Annotated in this window: 6 protein-coding genes; 4 read left to right on the forward strand and 2 right to left on the reverse strand. The window is 74.0% G+C overall.

Going from position 1 to position 19204, the window contains the following annotated elements; translation table 11 throughout:
• Positions 1 to 17: 17 nt before the first annotated feature.
• Positions 18 to 1532 (reverse strand): hypothetical protein, encoded by a 1515-nt coding sequence (locus ACFWZH_RS11955; protein ID WP_384428337.1) that lies wholly within the window; start codon positions 1530 to 1532, stop codon positions 18 to 20.
• A 60-nt stretch (positions 1533 to 1592) separates the two neighbouring features.
• On the reverse strand, positions 1593 to 5165 hold the full coding sequence (locus tag ACFWZH_RS11960; protein WP_384428339.1) for a BTAD domain-containing putative transcriptional regulator: 3573 nt from the start codon (positions 5163 to 5165) through the stop codon (positions 1593 to 1595).
• A gap of 465 nt (positions 5166 to 5630) precedes the next feature.
• On the opposite strand from ACFWZH_RS11960, the gene fabD reads away from it, so the two are divergent.
• The 4 genes from fabD (at position 5631) to ACFWZH_RS11980 (ending at position 19137) form a co-directional block, all read left to right on the forward strand.
• Positions 5631 to 7184: an ACP S-malonyltransferase gene (gene fabD, locus ACFWZH_RS11965; protein WP_384428341.1), complete on the forward strand. Its 1554-nt coding sequence runs from the start codon at positions 5631 to 5633 to the stop codon at positions 7182 to 7184.
• A gap of 83 nt (positions 7185 to 7267) precedes the next feature.
• Positions 7268 to 7519: an acyl carrier protein gene (locus ACFWZH_RS11970; protein WP_384428343.1), complete on the forward strand. Its 252-nt coding sequence runs from the start codon at positions 7268 to 7270 to the stop codon at positions 7517 to 7519.
• A 4-nt stretch (positions 7520 to 7523) separates the two neighbouring features.
• Positions 7524 to 9494: an asparagine synthase (glutamine-hydrolyzing) gene (gene asnB / locus ACFWZH_RS11975; protein ID WP_384428345.1), complete on the forward strand. Its 1971-nt coding sequence runs from the start codon at positions 7524 to 7526 to the stop codon at positions 9492 to 9494.
• A 16-nt stretch (positions 9495 to 9510) separates the two neighbouring features.
• Positions 9511 to 19137: an SDR family NAD(P)-dependent oxidoreductase gene (locus tag ACFWZH_RS11980; protein WP_384428347.1), complete on the forward strand. Its 9627-nt coding sequence runs from the start codon at positions 9511 to 9513 to the stop codon at positions 19135 to 19137.
• Positions 19138 to 19204 lie beyond the last annotated feature (67 nt).

Here is a 19204-nt window from a genome sequence, read left to right on the forward strand (position 1 = left end):
CCGTGCGCGGCAGGGCGCTACTCGTCCTCGTCCAGCACGCCGGCCAGTTCCTCCAGCGCCTCCTGGGTTCGCTCGGCGAGGTGGTGCGGGCACAGCCAGACGTCGGGGGTGAGGCCGTCGTCGGGCGCGGGGCACTCGCCTGGTGCGTGCAGGTGGTCGAGGAGGGACGGCAGCCGGTCGCCGGTGTCGGGGTGGGTCCCGCCGTGCGGGCACTCGGCGTCGAGCGGCGAGGTGTCCACGGCGCGCAGGGCGTCGCGCAGTTCCGTCCCCGCGTTGTAGGGGATCTCGTAGGGGTCTTCCGCGTACCACAGCATCACCAGCAGCAGTACGGCCCGTTCCCGCGGATCGGCGGTCGCGTCGCCCAGGTAGCGGCGGGCCGCCCACACCGCGAGGTCGTCCACGTCGAGGGAGGGGTCCTCGTCGTCCAGCAAGCGGGCCAGTCGGTCGAGGGCGAGACGTCCGTCCGCGCCCAGGAACTCCTCGTCGAGGTGGTCCGTCTCCCGCGGGGCGAACAACTCCGCATGCCCCTCCCGCAGTTCGTCCAGGGCCTCGTCGGCGAGGGAGTGCAGGAAGGCGGGACACAGCCAGCCTTGGAGGTCGCCGCGGCGGCGAGTGTTCTCGGCCAGTTTCGCGCGTCCTCCGGGGCTGCGCAGGTAGAAGCCGAACCGCGCCGCACCGGCGGGGTCGGAGTGCGGCTCGGGGTGCTCGGCGGGGGTGTGGGCGCAGGTGCTGCCCGCGAGCTGGGCGAGTACCTTCTCCAGCCCCTCGATCATGTCGTCGAGGGCTTCGGGGTCGGTGATGCGACCCGAGACCGCATACCACTGACTGGCGTGCATGGCCGCGACATAGCCGGCCTGGACGCCCTTGGACGGGTGGTCGGGCAGCGAGAGCGCCAGGCGGGACAGGTCCAGCGCGGGGTCCCCGTAGGGATGGTCGCAGAGCGTGGAGGAGAGCCACCTGAGGGCGTCGGAATCCCGGCGCGGGATGACGGACGGGATGGTCGTCGTTCCCCTCGTGCCCGCCGTGTCCGCCGTGTCCGCCGTGCTGAAGGGGGTCAGGACATCGGCGGTGATCCGTGCGCAGGCCGCGACGTTCGTCGGGCACCACGAGGCGTCGTCGTGCCCGGCGTCGCCCGTCTCTTCCCTTCCGTGGGCCGGGAAGTCGCGGAGTTGCGGCACCAGGACATCGACCCCGTCGTCGTCGATGCGCTCCAGTGCGGCCCGGAAGGGGTGTGCCTCATGCGCGCAGCCGCGCCCGCCGAGCGCACGGTCGGCGGCGAGCAGCGCCTCCACGACGCGGCTCGCCACCCCTTCCCCGGGCCGCCACGCTACGTAGGACGCCATCGTCACCAGCCCGAACGTCCACAGCGGCGCCCGCTCCCCACCGGGGTCGGCGGCCAGCCGGCGCGCGCAGTCCACGACGAGCGGGTCCGCCTCGGCGCGCTCGGAGTGGGGGCCTACGCCGCCCCAGGCCGCGATCAGTTCGTCGAGTGGGAGCGAGCGGAGGGACCCGGATCCGAAGTTTTCGATCATGCTTGTGACGACGACGGAGCGGGCCGCCCCAGTTCCCGCGCGGGCGGCGAGGCCCGTCGCTCACCCCGCTGCCACCGCCTCCGCCGCGCCGCGGCCCAGGAGGTCGTGGAGGAGGCGGGTGGCGGGGAGTTCCGGGTGGAGGTAGACGTGTTCGCCGCGGCGGCCGATGGCTGCCAGGAGGGCATGGAAGGTGGTCTTCGCGTCCTCCGTCCGTCCGGCCCGGTGCTGGGCCTGGCCGAGGAGGCCCAGGTGGAGGGGGCGGCGCAAGTGGGTTCTGGAGTTGCGGAGTTCGGCGAGGGCGGAGTGCATCAGGGCGAGGCCGTCCTCCCGTCCGGAGCAGGTCAGGCCCCAGCCCTCCAGCATGCCGAGCATCGCCTTCCAGTAGATCAGGCCGTGCTCGTCCGCCACCCGGACTCCCTCGGCGCCGGAGGAGCGGGCCGTCTCGGCATCGCCTTCCCAGGCCGCCACGACCGCGTCCACGTAGAGGGCGAAGGAGCGGTCGGAGGGCCGGCTGTCGTCCTCGGTGAGGCGCAGCAGTTCGCGGCGGCGTGCCGTGGCGGTCTCCCGGTCGCCCATGAGCCAGTGGGTGAAGGTGTTGTAGGAGCGGCAGGAGACGCGCGGGTCGTGCTGGAAGGTGCGGGCCAGGGAGTGGCCCTCGCGGGCGTAGCCGTCCGCCATGGCGACGCCGTGCTCCAGCTCGGCGAGCGCCTGCCGCAGTTGGCCGCGGACGTGGAGGACGATGCCCTCGCCGTAGGCCGCGCCGAGCACCGCCACGGGCTGGCCGTCCCGGTCGGCGAGCTCCCGCAGCAGGCCGGAGTACCGGCGCGAGGTGTCGTAGCGGCCAGTGACGAGGTCCGACGCGCACAGGGCCCAGAGCACCGACGGGTCTTCGGGGGAGTGGGTGACCGAGTTGAGGGCCCGTCCGCGGGCGAGCGCCGTCTCGGCCTCGGCGTGGCCGTAGCCCCGGGTGGTGGCCAGCACCTGGCCGAGCTGGATGTGCAGCCGCTGGTCCAGGGACGCGGCCGAGGGATCGTCGGGCGGCAGCAGGCCGACCAGGTGCACCGCGCGGCGCAGCCAGGTCTCCACCTGTTCGTAGGCGAGTTGCTGCTCGGCCTGCTCGGCGGCGCGCAGCAGCAGGGGAAGCGTTTCGGCAGTCGGCATGGCGCCCTTGGCGTGCCAGGCGTGGTGGGCGACCCGCTCGATCTCCTCGTCCGCCACCCGTCCGAGCCTGCGGGTGGTGATCCCCCCGGCGACCCTCGCGTGCAGGCGCTGGCGGTCCTCGCGGGTGAGCTCGTCGATGAGCGTCTCCTGGACCAGGGCGTGGGTGAAGTGCAGCCGTTCCGGGTGGTGGGGGTCCTCGCCGAGCAGCCCGGCGCGGATCGCCGACTCCAGGGCCTCGGTGACCGGTTCGTTCTCGGTGGCGGTTAGGTCCAGCAGATCGGTGTCGATCTCGGTGCCGATGACGGCGCACAGCCGCAGCACGCACAGCACCGTCTCGGGCAGTGCGGCGAACCGCTGGTGCAGGGCCTCGCGGACGCCCGTGGGGACGCGGGTCAGCAGCACGTCCACCGCGTCGGGCCGGCGCAGGCTACGCGCGTCACCGAGGAGGGAGAGGAGTTGCATGACGAAGTACGGGTTGCCCTCGCTGCGCCGGTGCAGCACCTCGACGACCTCCGCGTCGACCCCGGGGCCGGCCTGGGCGACGACGAGGGCGGCGACGGCGTGCCGGGACAGGCCGCCCAGCCGCAGGGTCTCGGTCCTGGGGCCGCGCAGCACCTCGGAGAGCATCCGGCGCAGCATCGCGTCGGACTCGACCTCGTACTCGCGGGCGGTCAGGACGATGCCGATCGGATGGCCCTGGCTGCGGCTGCTCAGCAGTCTGAGCAGGTCCAGCGAGGCGGTGTCGGCCCAGTGGAGGTCCTCCAGGAGCAGGACCAGCGGGCGCTGGGCGGCGAGGGCGAGCAGGACCTCGCAGACCGCGTCGTGGGTGAGGAACCGGGCCTGGCCCCAGTCGGATTCGGGGGCCGGTCCACCGGGCCGGGACGCGCGCTCGGGCATCAGCGGGGCGAGCAGGGCGCCGAACGGCTTCGCCGCCTCGCGGAAGGCCTCCGGGCGGGTCGTGGACAGCCGCCTGAGGATCTGGGTCCACAGCCAGTAGGGCGGTACGCCCTCGTCCAGGAAGCAGTGGCTCCAGATCACCTCCAGGTCCGCACCGTCCTGGTCGGTGCCGGCCTGGGCGGCGCCGGCCGCTTCCAGCCGGGGGACGAGTTCTAGGAGGAGCCGGGTCTTGCCGACACCGGCGGGGCCGAGGACGCCCGCGACATGGCCGTGGCCGGCGACCGCGGACTCCGCCGCGGCCGTCAGACGCTCTAACTCCTCGTTGCGGCCGGTGAACGGCGACTGGGTGCGCGGCCCGTCGGACATCGCCCCCGCGGCCTCCCCGCTCGCGCCGTTCTCCGGGGCCCGTGCGTCCGGTGCGCCCGCGGGTGCGTTCTCGGTGGCCGGCGGTGAGTCCGCGGCGGTCGTCGCCGGCCGGTGCGGGTGCGCGGAGCCGGTGGTGGCGCGCGTCGGCGCCGAGCCGTCGGTGGCGGCGCCGTCGCCGACCCCTTGCCGTGCCGCGGTCCTGGTCTCGGTCCCGGCGTCGTTCGGGAGGCCTTCCTTGCGCGCGGCCGCTGGTGCCGGGAAGGGCCCGCCCGGGGCCGCCGCCGTGCTGCCGCGCCTACCGGACGTCTCGTTGTCTGCCGGTCGTTGCGGCTCCCGCGCCGCGCGGACGGGTGGGTGCGCCTCGGCCCCGCGCGCGGCTTCGCCGCCGTCCGCCTTCGTGGCCGTGGTCGCCGCAGCCACCGACACCGTCCCGGCGGTATCGGGGCGACCGGCGCGTGGTGACGCGGTGGGCCCGCCGGTCCCCGGCTCCTGGCGCAGGATCGCGGTCCTGACCCGGCGGAGTTCGGCGGCCGTGCCCACCCCGAACTCCTCGTTCAGATGGGCGCGGGTCCGTTCGTACACTTCGAGCGCCTCGGCCTGCCGACCGAGCCGGGACAGGGCCGTCATCAGATGGCCGACCAGGCGTTCTCGCGCCGGATGGCGACGTGCCTCGCGGTCGAGGCCCGCGGCGACCTCCTGGGCCTCCCCGAGGGCGAGCCGGGCCTCCGCGCAGGACTCCACGGCGGTGAGCCGGACGTGTTCGAGCCGCGAACTCTCGTCGCTGAGCGGGGGATGGCCGTCGAACTCCGCGAAGGGCGAGCCCCGCCACAGCGACAGGGCTGCCGCGAACCGGTCCCGCGCGGCGAGCGGGTCGCGCTGCTCCAGCAGTCGCCGCCCTTCGGCGACCAGGCGCTCGAAGCGGCAGCCGTCGATGTGTTCGGAGCCGAGTTCCAGGACGTAGCCGGGCGCGCGGTGGCGCAGCACCGAGGGGCGGTCGGGCCCGGCGGCCGGCTGCAGTGCGCGGCGCAGGTGGGATACGTGGCTCTGGAGCGTGGCGACGGCCTGACGCGGCGGCTCCTCGCCCCACAGCTCTTCGATGAGCAACTCGGTGGGGACCACGCGCCCCAGGCGTATCAGGAGCAGGGCGAGCAGGGCTCTGCGGCGTGGCGGGCCGAGGGGAAGGTCGTGGCCGTCGTGGCGCGCCGACATGGGGCCCAGAACACTCAGCAGGAAGGGGGGCTCGTGCGACCCGGCCTCGGGTGCCGGGGTGGTCGGGGCCGGGTTCGGTATGGGGGATGAAGGCATGTCGGTCCCAATCGTTCTCGCACGCGCGATCGTGCTGACAGGCGGGTGGCGCCGTGCGGCCGGTGCCCTCCCAAAAGGGAGCCTTGCATAGCGAACGGGGTGTTCCAAGATCATCTTGGCGGCCTGTAAGCAAATGGCAAGGTCTCTGCAGGAGTCCGGCAAGGATGGCGGAAAACCGCTACAGCGGACGGCAGGAATACGCCAGCGTCCTGACCAGGCCCCTGCAAGGGGGGTGTCGCAGGATGCCCGTCATCGGAGAACACCGCTGATCGGGGAGGCCATGAACCCGCTGGACGACTGCCCTGCCACCACCCGCGAACACTGTGCTGCGGGCCCGGCGTGAGGGCTTCAGCAAAGGGAACGCCCGCCGTGCTCTTCCCCGGCCAGGGCTCCCAGACCCGCGGCATGGGAGCCGGTCTCTTCGAGCGGTTCCCCGAACGGACCGCGCTCGCCTGCGACGTGCTCGGCTACGACCTCCCGCGGCTGTGCCTCGCGGACCCCGACGGGCGGCTCGACGACACGCGCTTCACCCAGCCCGCGCTCTACGTCGTAGGCGCCCTGGCCTACCAGGACTCGCTGGAGCGCGGCGAGCCCGAGGGCGGGTACCTGCTGGGCCACAGCCTGGGGGAGTACAACGCCCTGCACGCCGCCGGGGCCTTCGACTTCGAGACCGGACTGAAGCTCGTCGTCAAGCGGGGCGAGCTGATGGCCCGGGCCACGGACGGGGCGATGCTCGCCGTCGTGGGGCCGGACGCGGACGAGGTGCGGGCCTTCCTGGCCGAGGAGGGCCTGTCGAGGCTCGACGTCGCCAACATCAACACCCCTGTGCAGACCGTGCTGTCCGGGGCCCTGGACGAGATCGAGCGCGCGCACAAGACGCTCGACGCACGCGGGACCCGGGTCGCCCGGCTGAAGGTCTCGGCCGCCTTCCACTCGCGGTTCATGGCCGCCGCCCGCGACGAGTTCGCCGCCTTCCTCAAAGGCTTCCGGTTCGCGCCCCTGCGGACCACGGTGATCGCCAACCTCACCGCGCGGCCGTACACCGACCAGGACATCGCCACGACGCTGAGCGAGCAGATCAGCGGATCGGTGCGGTGGCTGGACAGCGTCCGCTACCTGCTGGCGCGCACGAGCGCCGACCGCTGCCGTGAGGTGGGCGGGAAAGGAGTCCTCACCCGCATGGTCCGGCAGATCGACACCACCCCCGCCCGGCCGACGCCCCCACCGCGGCCGCGGCCACGCCTGTTCTGCATCGCCTACGCCGGAGGCGACGAGCGCGCCTACGCCGGACTCGCCGCGTACTGCCCGGACGTCGACGTCGTGACGCTGGAGCGCCCCGGTCGGGGCCGGCGCGCCTCCGAGCCGCTGCTGCGGGACCCCGACGCGATCGTCGACGACCTGCTCCGGCAGCTGCCGGACCGGCTCGACGCCCCGTACGCGCTCTACGGCCACAGCCTCGGCGCCCGGCTGGCGTTCCTGCTCTGCCGCCGGCTGCGCGCCGAGCGGCGGCCGGCACCGGTCCACCTGTTCGTCTCCGGGGAGTGCGGACCGGCGATCCCGAGCCGGGAGCGGCACACCTGGGAGCTGTCGACCGACGCCTTCTGGGAGCACCTCCGACAGCTCGGCGGCATACCGGAGGAGCTGTGGGAGCACCCCGACCTGATGGCCTACTACGAGCCGGTGATGCGGGCCGACTTCACCGCGCTGGGCGCCTACCGGCACCAGGAGGCCCCACCGCTGGAGGTGCCGGTCACCGCCATGACCGGCGAGGACGAGCACTTCTCCGCGGCCGACCTGGAGAGCTGGCAACGGGAGAGCACCCGGCCCCTGACCACACACCGGTTCCCCGGCGGCCACTTCTTCATCCGGTCCCAGTGGCCCGCGCTGGGCCGGCTCGTCACTGCCGGGTTCGCGGCCGACTGACGCCGCCGCAGCAGGCATGAGTTCACGCGCGCCGGACACCGGCACGCGTCCCGAATCGACCATCGCGAGGGTGACGGACAGCCATGAAGCAGGAACTCAAGAAGCACATGGAAGAGCAGTTCATGTTCGAGTTCGACTCGGACATCACCGAGGACACCGACCTGTTCAAGGCGGGCATCCTCGACTCGTTCGGCTACATCTCGCTGATGGGGCACATCGAGGAGAAGTACGCGGTGCCGCTCGGCGACGAGATCCTCGGCAACGTCATGGTCTCGCTCTCCGGCATCGTCGCCTTCGTCGACGCCGCCCGCTCGCGGGCCGCCGGGAGCCGGTGACCCGATGTGCGGCATAGCCGGCTTCTACCAGAGCCCCCTGCCCCCGCAGGAGTACGAGACACTCATCCACGGCATGCTCGCCCAGATCGAGCACCGCGGCCCCGACGAGGCGGGCTGCCTGCTCGACGACCGGCTGGCCATGGGCACGGTGCGGCTGAGCATCATCGACCCGGCCACCGGCTCGCAGCCGGTCGGCAGCGCCGACGGCCGCTACTGGCTGTGCTACAACGGCGAGCTGTACAACTACCGGGAGCTGCGTGAGCAGCTGACCGCCCGCGGCTTCGCCTTCCGCACCGAGTCCGACACCGAGGTCGTGCTGGCCGCCTGGGTCGCCTGGGGGCCGGACTGCCTGCCCCGCTTCAACGGGGCCTTCGCCTTCGCCCTCTACGACAGCGTCACCGGCGAACTGCACCTGGTGCGCGACCGGTTCGGCAAGCGGCCCCTGTTCGTGGCGCGGCACCGCGGCGCCTGGCTGTTCGCCTCCGAGATGAAGGCCTTCCTGGCCTACCCGGACTTCCGGTTCGCCTTCGACGAGGCGCAGCTGGCGTCGGTCTTCGCCACCTGGACCCCGCTGCCCGGCCAGAGCGGCTACCACGGGATCGAGCAGATCCCCATGGGCGAGTACCTGTCCGTGCGCGGCGACGAGGTCCGGCGCGGCCGCTGGGCCACCCTCGACCTGGCCGCGGGCCCGGCCCCGCAGAGCGAGCAGGAGGCCGTCGAACTCGTCCGCGCCGACCTCGAAGCCGCGGTCGACGTGCGGCTGCGCAGCGACGTCGAGGTCGGCGTCTACGCCTCCGGCGGCCTGGACTCCTCGATCATCGCGCACCTCGCCGCGCAGCGGACCAGCCGCCCGCTGCGGACGTTCTCGATCGAGTTCGAGGACGGCGAGTTCGACGAGTCGGCCGAACAGGCCGCGCTGGCCGCGCACCTGGGCACGCGGCACTCCACCGTGCGCGTGACCGACGAGGACGTCGTCAACGCCTTCCCCGAGGCCGTCCGGCACGCCGAGGTACCCGTCTTCCGCACCGCCTTCGTCCCCATGTACCTGCTGGCGCGCCACGTACGGAGCGAAGGGATCAAGGTGGTGCTCAGCGGCGAGGGCGCCGACGAGGCGTTCCTGGGCTACGGCGTCTTCAAGGACACCCTGCTGCTGTCGACCTGGCACGAGCTGGACGACGACACCCGCCTGCGCCGCATGGGGCAGCTCCACCCGTATCTGCGCCACTTCAGCGGCGAGGACGGCCACCGCCGCATGCTCGGCCTCTACCGGCAGTTCACCGAGGAGACCCTGCCCGGCCTCTTCTCCCACCAGATGCGCTTCCAGAACGGCCGCTTCGCCGCACGCCTGCTGAAGAACGCCGGCGACCCCTTCGCCGCCCTGGAGGACCTCGTGGCCGGCGAGCCCGGCTACGCGCGGCTCACCCCCGTGCAGAAGGCCCAGTGGCTGGAGTTCCGCACCCTGCTGAGCGGCTATCTGCTCTCGACCCAGGGCGAGCGCATGGCGCTGGCCCACGGCGTGGAGAACCGCTGCCCCTTCCTCGACCCCGCCGTGGTCCGTCGCGCCGCATCGGTCAACCTGCGGTTCGGCGACCCCTACGACGAGAAGTACCTGCTCAAGCGCGCCTACGCCGAGGTGCTGCCGGAACGGATCGTCAAGAAGGGGAAGTTCCCCTACCGCGCCCCGGACAGCGCCGCGTTCGTCCGCTCCCGCCCGGACTACCGCGAGCTGCTGACCGACCCCGGCACCCTCGACGAGATCGGGGTCCTCGACGCGCGCTTCGTGCGGCGGTTCACCGACCGCGTCTTCGACAGCTCGCCCGAGCAGATCGGCACCAAGGAGAACCAGGCCTTCGTCTGCCTGGCGTCGACGGTCTGGCTGCACCACTGGTACGTGCGCGGCAACGCCCGCCACCGGGACCCGCTGAGGGTTCCCCTGTACGTCGTCGACCGGCGCAGCGGCGCCCTGTCGGCCTAGGACGAAAGAGCGCGCCATGAACAAGGAGAACGACGTCCTCGCCGACGACCGGGACATCGCCGTCATCGGTCTGTCCCTGCGGCTGCCCGGCTCGCGTACGCCCGAGGAGTTCTGGAGCCACCTGGCCGCGGGCCGCTCGCTGATCAGCGAGGTCCCCGAGCGCCGCTGGCGCAAGGAGGACCACCTCGGCCACCCGCGCCGCGAGTTCAACAAGACCAACAGCGTCTGGGGCGGCTTCGTCGACGACGCCGACTGCTTCGACGCAGACTTCTTCCAGATCTCCCCGCGCGAGGCGCGGTCCATGGACCCCCAGCAGCGGATGGCACTGGAGCTGAGCTGGCACGCCCTGGAGGACGCCGGCTACCGGGCCGACCGCGTCGCGGGCTCCGCCACCGGCGTCTTCATGGGCGTGTGCCACTGGGACTACGCCGAGCTGATCGAGCAGGAAGTCGAGGAGATCGACGCCTACTACCCGACCGGCGCCGCGTACGCGATCATCGCCAACCGGGTCTCCCACCACTTCGACCTGCGCGGCCCGAGCGTCGTCAACGACACGGCCTGCGCCGGCTCGCTCGTGGCCGTGCAGCAGGCGGTGTCGGCCCTCCAGGCCGGCGACTGCGACCTGGCGCTCGCCGGCGGGGTCAACCTGACCTGGTCGCCGCGGCACTTCATCGCCTTCGCCAAGGCGGGCATGCTCTCGCCCGACGGCCTGTGCCGGGCCTTCGACGCCGACGCCAACGGCTATGTGCGCGGTGAGGGCGGCGGCATCGTCCTGCTCAAGCGGGCCGCGGACGCCCGCCGCGACGGCGACGCCGTGCACGCGGTGATCAAGGGCATCGGCAGCAACCACGGCGGGCGCACCAGCTCGCTGACCGTCACCAACCCCGCCGCACAGGCCGAACTGATCGCCGGCGTCTACCGCAGGGCCGGTATCGCACCCGAGACCGTCGGCTACGTGGAGACCCACGGCCCGGGCACACCCGTCGGGGACCCCATCGAGGTCCGCGGCCTGAAGCAGGCCTTCGCCGACCTGGCAGCGGACCGGACCGGCCCGGCCGTCGCCCACCGGTGCGGCATCGGCTCCGTGAAGACCAACATCGGCCACCTGGAAGGGGCCGCCGGCATCGCGGGCATGCTCAAGGTCATCCTCGCCATGCGCCACCGCAAGCTGCCCGCCACGGTCAACTTCCGCAAGCTCAACCCCCTCATCAACCTCGACGGCAGCCCGCTGTACGTCCTCGACCGCCTCACCGACTGGCAGGCCGAAGGGTCCGCACCGCTGCGCGCGGGCGTCAGCTCCTTCGGCTTCGGCGGGACCAACGCCCACGCCCTGCTGGAGGCCGTGGACCCGGTGGCCGCCACCGAGGACACCGGCGAACAGTGGCTGCCGGTGTCCGCCAAGGACGAGGACCGGCTCCGCGAGACCTGCGACCGGCTCGCCCGCTGGGTCCGCACCCGCATCGAGCACGACGACCGCCCGTCCCTGACGGACATCGCCCGCACGCTGCGCGAGGGCCGGGTGCCGCTGCGCGAGCGCGTGGTGTTCCGGGCGAGCGGCATCGAGGAGTGGGCGGCACAGCTGGAGAGCGTCGCCGCGGGGGAGGAGCCGCCCGCGCACTGCCCGCGCGGCCGGGCCGGCACCGAAGCCCCCGACGGCCTGGACGCGGACGATCTGACCGCTCTGGCCGAGCGCTGGTTGGAGCAGGAAAGGTGGGACAAGTTCGCGGCCGCCTGGGCCCAGGGCCTGCCCGTGGACTGGGCGCAGTGGCCCGAGCGCGGCCGCCGTGTCCACCTGCCCGGCTATGCGTTCGCCCGTACGCCGCACTGGTTCCGGCCGACCCGGAACGACACGGCCGGACGCCCGGAGCACGGCGGGGCGGACACCGGGCCGGAGCAGGGCATGACAGACACCGGGCCGGAACAGGGCGCGACGGACACCGCCCCCGCCCCGCTCGGCGCGGGCGAGCCGCACGGCGACGGCTGGACCTTCCCCCTGCACTTCGACGCCGCACAGGGCTTCGTCCGCGACCACCTCGTCAACGGCGCACGGATCGTCCCGGGCGTGCTGGCCCTGGAACTCGTCACCGCGGCGGCCGGACGGGCCGCCGTCGCGGGCACCCGGGCCGGGCTCGCGCCCCGCATCCGCAACGCGGTGTGGATCCGCCCGCTGCTCGTCGGCGACGCCGGGCTCTTCCCGCGGCTCCGGCTGACGCCCGCCGCCGACGGCTACGACTACGCGATCACCGACGGCGACGGCACGCCGTACACCAGCGGCCGGGTCGAGTACGTCGAGGCCGCCGAGGACGAGCGGACGGACCCGGACGCGCTGTGCGAGCGGTTCCCCCGGCGCGTCGACGTCGCCGAGGGCTACGCCGCGCTGCGCTCCAGCGGCATCGAGCACGGCCACGCGCTGCGCGCCCTGCACGCCCTGCACCGCGGTCCGGACGGTGTGCTGGCCGAGCTGCGGCTGCCCGCGGGCACCCCGGACGGCATGGCGCTGCAGCCCGCGATCCTCGACAGCGCCCTGCTCGCGGCCCTGGCCCTCGGCCCGGCCGACGGCGGCTGGCGCCGGCCCGCCGCCCCGTCGGTGCCGTTCGCGCTGGACCGGCTCACCGTGCACGCGGCGACGACCTCGACGATGTGGGCGTGGCTGCGGCCGGCCGGCGGCGACAAGGGCACGACCGGAGCCGACATCGATCTGTACGACGGCGACGGCCGGCTGTGCGTGCGCCTTTCCGGCTACACGTCCAGGGAGCTGCCCGGCGCGAAACCGGCGGCGGCGCAGACCCCGGACGGGGAACTGCTGGAGGTCACCGGCGTCTGGGAAGAGGCTCCCGCCCCGGCCCCGGCCCCGGCAGCCGGGCAGGCCACCGCGGACCGCCCGGTGACGGTGCTCAACGCCGCACTCGACGGCGACCTCGCCGCGGCCGGCGCCGCCCGCCTGGGCATGGACGTCCGGCAGCTGGCGGTGGCCACCGATGCCGCCGCCACCGATGCCGCCGCCATGAAGGCGGCCTTCGAGGCCTGCTATCCGCAGGTCCAGCAACTGCTCGGCCAGGGACGGCGGGTGCTCGTCGTCGCACCGGGCACCCCGGACTCGCCGGTCTACGCACCGCTGGCGGCGCTGCTGAAGACCGCACAGCAGGAGAACCCCTCCTTCAGCGGCCGGCTGGTGCTCCTCGACGCCTGCGACCCCCGCGACGCCGACCGCTTCGAGCGGGTGGTCCGGGCGGAGGCCGGCCCCGGAGACGACACCGAGGTCGCCTACGACGCCCAGGACCGCCGGGTGCGGCACCGCTTCGTGGAACTTCCCCGCGGCGAGGCGGGCGGGACCCTGCTGCGCGACGGCGGCGTCTACTGGATCACCGGCGGCGCCGGCGGGCTCGGCCTGCTGCTCGCCGAGCGGCTCTGCGAGCGCCACCGCGCCACCGTCGTCGTCAGCGGCCGCTCGGCGGACAGCCCGGCCACCCTGGCACTGCGCGCCCGCCTGACCCACGGCGAGGTGGCCTACCGCCGCATCGACGTCACGGACCCCGACGCCGTGCGGGACGCGGTCGCGGACATCCGCGCGCTGTACGGACGGCTCGACGGGGTGTTCCACGCGGCCGGCGTCCTCGACGACGGCTACCTCGCGAGCAAGCCCCTGGCGTCCACCGCCGCCGTACTCGCGCCCAAGGTGGACGGCGCCACGTACCTCGACGACGCCACGCGCGCCCACGGCCTGGACTTCCTGCTGCTGTTCGGCTCCGTGGCGGGTGCCTTCGGCAACGCCGCGCAGGGCGACTACGCCGCCGCCAACGCCTTCCTCGACGCCTTCGCCGCACGACGGCAGGCCGCCGGCCGGGTGACCCGCGCGGTGGACTGGCCGCTGTGGGCCGACGGGGGCATGCGCGTGGACGACGCCAGCCTGGCCTATCTGCGCAAGCGCACCGGGACCGTGCCGCTGCCGAGCGGGACCGGCCTGGACGCGCTGGAGCGCGCACTGCACCCCGCCGCACCGGTGCGCCGCGTGGTGCTCTTCGGGGAGCGCGCCAAGCTGCGCGGATACGCGGGCCTGGACCGCGCAGCGAAGCCCGCGCCGCGCACGTCCGGGGCGCGCATGTCCGGGGCGCGGCGCGGTGCGGCCGCGCCGGCCGCCTTGGACGAGAGCGCACTCCTGGCCCGTACACAGGACCTGCTGCGGAACCTGTTCGCCGAGGTGACCCTCCAGGACCCGGAGCACATCCTGGCCGAGGAGAAGCTGGAGACCTACGGCATCGACTCGATCTCCATCGTCGAGCTGACCAGCAGGCTGGAGGACACCTTCGGGTCGCTGCCCAAGACGCTCTTCTTCGAGTACGTCGACCTGCGGGGCGCGGCCGGCTACTTCGTCGCCGAGCACCGCGAACGGCTGCTGGAGCTCTTCGCCCCCGAAGCGGCCGCACCCGAGGAGCCCGCCCCGGAGGTCGCCGCGGTCGAGGAGCCGCCCGCTCCCACGCCCGCCTCCGAGGTTCCCGCCGTGGCGCGGCCGCACACGCCCGCTCCCGCGACCGGGCCCGCCCCGGTCCTCCGGCCCGCCGACCCGGACCGCCACGACATCGCGGTGATCGGCATGGCGGGCCGGTACCCGGGCGCCGACACCCTGGAGGAGTTCTGGGAGCTGCTCAGCGAGGGCCGGCACAGCTTCGAACCCGTCCCCGAGGCGCGGTGGCGGCACAGCGACATCTACTTCGACGAGCGGGACGTCGACGGCAAGACCGTCGTCAGGACCGGCACGTTCCTCCGGGACGTCGAGGCGTTCGATCCGCGCTACTTCAACATCTCCCAGCGCGACGCCGAGCTGCTGTCCCCGGAGGTCCGGCTGTTCCTCCAGGCGGGCGTGACGGCCCTGGAGGACGCGGGCTACTCACGCGAGACGCTGCGGCGCCGCTACGACGGAGACGTCGGCGTGCTCGTCGGCTCGATGAACAACAGCTACTCGCTCTACGGCTTCCAGAACATGCTGATGCGCGGCACCGCGACCAGCGGCAGCGAGCTCGGCGTGATGGCGAACATGCTGTCCTACCACTACGGCTTCACCGGGCCGTCGGTGTTCCTCGACACCATGTGCTCCTCGGCGTCGGCCTGCGTCCATCAGGCGGTGCGCATGCTGCGCGGCGGCGAGTGCCGGGTGGCCGTCGTCGGCGGCATCAACCTGATGCTGCACCCGTTCGACCTCATCGCGACCTCGCAGGCGCACTTCACCACCAAGTCGGCCGACGTGGTGCGCAGTTACGGCCTCGGCGCCGACGGCACGATCCTGGGCGAAGGCGTGGGCACGCTCGTGCTCAAGCCGCTGGCCGACGCCGTCGCCGACGGCGACCACGTCTACGGCGTGATCAAGGGCAGCGGCATGACCAACGCCGGGGTCCGCAACGGCTTCACGGTGCCGAGCCCGCAGCAGCAGGCCCGCGCCATCGAGAAGGCGCTCGACGACGCCGGCGTCGACGCCCGCACCATCAGCTACCTGGAGGGCCACGGCTCGGCGACCTCCCTCGGCGACCCCATCGAGATCAAGGGCGCCGCCCTCGCGTTCGGCCGCCACACCCCGGACCTGGGGTTCTGCGCGCTGGGCTCGGTCAAGTCCAACGTGGCGCACCTGCTGTCCGGGTCCGGCATGGCCGGCCTGACCAAGGTGCTGCTCCAGCTCAAGCACCGCACGCTGGCGCCCTCGCTGCACGCCGAGACACTCAGCTCGGCGATCGACTTCGACCGCACGCCGTTCGTGGTGCAGCGCCGCCGCGACGCCTGGCGGCGCCCCGTGGTCGGCGGCGAGGAGGTGCCGCGCCGGGCGGGTGTGACGTCCATCGGCGCGGGCGGCATCAACGTGCACCTCGTCGTCGAGGAGTACGACGGGCAGGTCGCCGCCGCACCGGAGCGCGGTCGCCCCCGGCTGCTGGTGTTCTCCGCCATGACGCCGCAGGCCCTGCGGACGGTGCTGCGCGACATCCACGCGCACATAGGGCGGACCGCGCCGGGCCTGGACGCCCTGGCCTACACCCTGCAGACCGGCAAGAACGAACTGCCGTGCCGGCTGGCCTTCGTCGCGGACGACATCGCCGACGCCGAGGCCCGGCTGGCCCAGCTGTCCGCCGTGGACCTCACGGCGCAGTCACCCGTCGTCCCCGCGGGCGTGCACTTCACCGCGAGCACGCTGCGGCGCCGGCGCACCGCCGACGCGGCGAGTGTCGAACAGGCCCTGCGCGACGGCGGCCAGGCGGAGCTGGCGCGGCACTGGACGGACGGCGCGAGCGTCGACTGGGACCGGCTGTGGCCGGCGGGCAGCCGCCCGGCCAAGTCGCCGCTGCCCGCCTACCCCTTCGACAAGGTGCGCTGCTGGTACCCCGAGGACGACGACGCGCCCAGCGTGCTGCGGCCGCTCGCGTTCACCCGGCGCGCGCACCCCTGGGTCGGCGTCAACGCCTCCGACCTCAACGGCGTGCGCTACACCCTCCGGCTGCGCGGGGACGAACTCCTCGACTACGTCTACACCGTGGGACGCAAGCGTCGTTACGCCACGGTGGCGCTGCTGGACGCGGCACTGGCGTTCGCGCGGCTCGCCGGGCTGGCAGGTCCGCTGCGGCTGCGCCGCGCGCGCTGGGCCGCGCTCCCCGCCCCCGCGGACGCCCCCGAGGCGTTCACCTGGCGGCTCGGCACGTCCGACGACGGCGGGCACCGCGTCGAGCTGTGGGACGCCGACGAGGCCGCGCTGCACTTCGCCGCCGACGTCGTACCGTCCGCGCCCGCCGAGGACGCCTCGATGCCGCAGGTGCTCTCCGTGCCCGCGACCCTGGAGCGGGAGGACTTCTACGCCGCGCTCGGCCGCGCGGGTCTCGACGCCCGGCCGTACGCCCGCAGCGTCGAAGGGATCACCGAACTCGACGGCCACCGGCTGCTCGTCCGGGTCGCCGAACCGGCCATGTGCCAGGACCCGCACAAGCAGCAGGTACAGCTGCCGGCCTGGGCGCTCGCCGGGCTGGTCCAGGGCGTTTCGCACGCGGTGGGGCGGGTGGACGCCGCCGTGGCGAGGGTCGGATCGGTGCAGGGCGGGCAGTGGGAGCGCACCCGGGCGATCGTGCTGGCGCGGACCTCCGAGACCGTCTTCCATGTGGCCTTCCTCGACGAGGACGGCCGGGTGCTGGGCCGGATCGAGGACGCCGAGTTCACCGTCGGCGACCTCGGGCCGGCACTTCCCGGCGAGACCGGAGGGGCACCGGTGGCACTGTCGCCGACGCCGCTTCAGGCGTCGCCGACGCCGGCCGGTACGGGGGAGCGCAGCCGGCCGGCGGCCGAGCGGCCGGAGCCCGCGCCGCCCGTGACCGCCGCGGTCGCGGACGCTCCGGCGCCGCTGCTCGCGTCGCTGCGCGAGACCGTCGCCGACCTGCTCAAGTTCGACCTGGCCGAGATCGACCTCGACACCCACTTCCACGCCTACGGCTTCGAGTCCATCGCGCTGGCCAAACTGGCCTCGGAACTCAACGGCATCCTCGGCACGGACCTCACCCCCGCCGTCTTCTTCGAGTGCCCCGACATCCGCAGCCTCGCCGAGCACCTGCAGGGCCGCTACGGCCCCGAGCTGACCCTCCCCGCGGTCGCCGACGCACCCGCGCCGGTCGCCGCCGCCCGGCCGGTCCCGGAGGCGTCGCCGCGGCCGCTGCCGTCCCCCGAGCCGGACGACGACGCGGTGGCCATCGTCGGCGCCGCCGGGCGGTTCCCCGGCGCGGACGACCTGGACGCCTTCTGGCAGCGGCTGCGCGCGGGGGAGGACCTGGTCACCGACTACCCCGGCGACCGCTTCGACGGCCCCTACGCGGACGTCGTGGCGCGGGCGGACTTCCCGAAGTTCGCCGGCCTGGTCGAGGACGTGGACCGCTTCGACGCGGACTTCTTCCACCTCTCGCGGCTCGAAGCGGAGCTGATGGACCCGCAGCACCGGCTGGCCCTGCAGACCGTGTGGGCCGCGCTGGAGAACGCCGGCTACGCCCCGGCGCGCCTGCCCGCCGACACCGGCGTCTACTTCGGCGTCTCCGGCGGCGACTACCACCACCTGCTCAACGCCAGCGGCGTGGCACCCGACGGCTTCACCGCCACCGGCAACGCCCACTCGATGCTGGCCAACCGGATCTCCTACGTGCTGGACGTGAACGGGCCGAGCGAACCCGTCGACACGGCCTGCTCCAGCTCGCTCGTGGCGCTGCACCGCGCCGTCGAGAGCATCCGGTCGGGCCGCTGCGAGATGGCCGTCGCGGGCGGGGTGAACCTGCTGCTGAGCGTGGACACCTTCGCCGCGACGCAGATGGCGGGCATGCTCAGCCCGGACGGCCGCTGCAAGACCTTCGCCGCCGGCGCGGACGGCTACGTACGCGCCGAGGGCGTCGCCGCGGTGCTGCTCAAGCCGCTCGCCCGAGCGCGGCGGGACGGCGACGCCATCTGGGGCGTGGTCCGCGGCAGCGCCGAGAACCACGGCGGCCGCGCCGGTTCCCTGACCGCCCCCAACGGCAAGGCGCAGACCGCGCTGATCCAGGACGCCATGCGCGGCATCGACCCGGACAGCATCGGCTACGTCGAGGCGCACGGCACGGGAACCGGCCTGGGCGACCCGGTCGAGGTCAACGCCCTCGACCGCGCCTACCGCGCCCTGCGCACCGCCGAGGGCAGGCCGCCGCACCCGGCCCGGCCGTGCGCGCTCGGCTCGGTGAAGACCAACATCGGCCACGCGGAGTCGGCCGCGGGCCTGGCCGGAGTGCTGAAGGTGCTGCTCGCCATGCGCCACCGCGAGCTGCCGCCGAGCCTGCACTGCGACCGGATCAACCCCCAACTGCCGCTCGACGGCGGCGGTTTCGAGGTGGTGCGTGAACTGCGCCGCTGGGAGCCGCGCACCGACGCCACCGGGCGGCCGTGGCCGCTGCGCGCCGGCGTGAGCAGCTTCGGCTTCGGCGGCGCCAACGCCCATGTCGTGCTCGAAGCACCGCCCGCGGCGTCCGCACCGGCGCAGCCGGCCCGCCCGGCCGCCTCCCAGGCCGTCGTGCTGTCCGCCCGCGACGACGTCCGGCTGCGTGCCGCGGCCGGACGGCTGCGGGACTTCCTCGACCGGGCGCGCCGCGACGGGCACGCCCCGGACCTGGCGGACCTGGCGTTCACCCTCCAGGTCGGCCGGGAGGCCATGGAAGCGCGCCTGGGCTTCGTCGCCGGAAGCCTCGACGACGTGCTCGGCACGCTGGACCGGTTCCTCGCGGGCGACGAGCCCGCCGGCTGGCACACCGGCGGCCTGCGGCGCTCGCGCGGCGCCGGTGTGCGGCGCGAGCCGGAGCAGTCCCCCGAGGTCACCCGGGCCCTGCACGACGGGCGGCTCGACCACGTCACCGCCCTGTGGTGCGAGGGAGCGTCAGTCGACTGGCGGGCGAGCCACCCCGCAGGCGAACGCCGCACCGTGCGGCTGCCGGCCTACCCCTTCGCCCGCGACCGCTACTGGGTGCCCGCGGACGGCCGCGCACCCGTCCCGCCTGCGGCGGCGGCCGTCCCGCCCCCCGCGGCCGAGCCCGCGTTCGAGACCGACGCCCGTGCGGCGCTGCTCGACGCGGTCCTCGACGGCCGGGCCGGACCGGACGCCCTGAGCCGGATCTGACGCATCCCCCCTGCCTCCTGACTGGACCGGGCGGCCCGGCCGCCCAGTGACCTGGAACGGAATGAAC

The organism is Streptomyces sp. NPDC059008, from assembly GCF_042749045.1.
GTDB lineage: Bacteria > Actinomycetota > Actinomycetes > Streptomycetales > Streptomycetaceae > Streptomyces.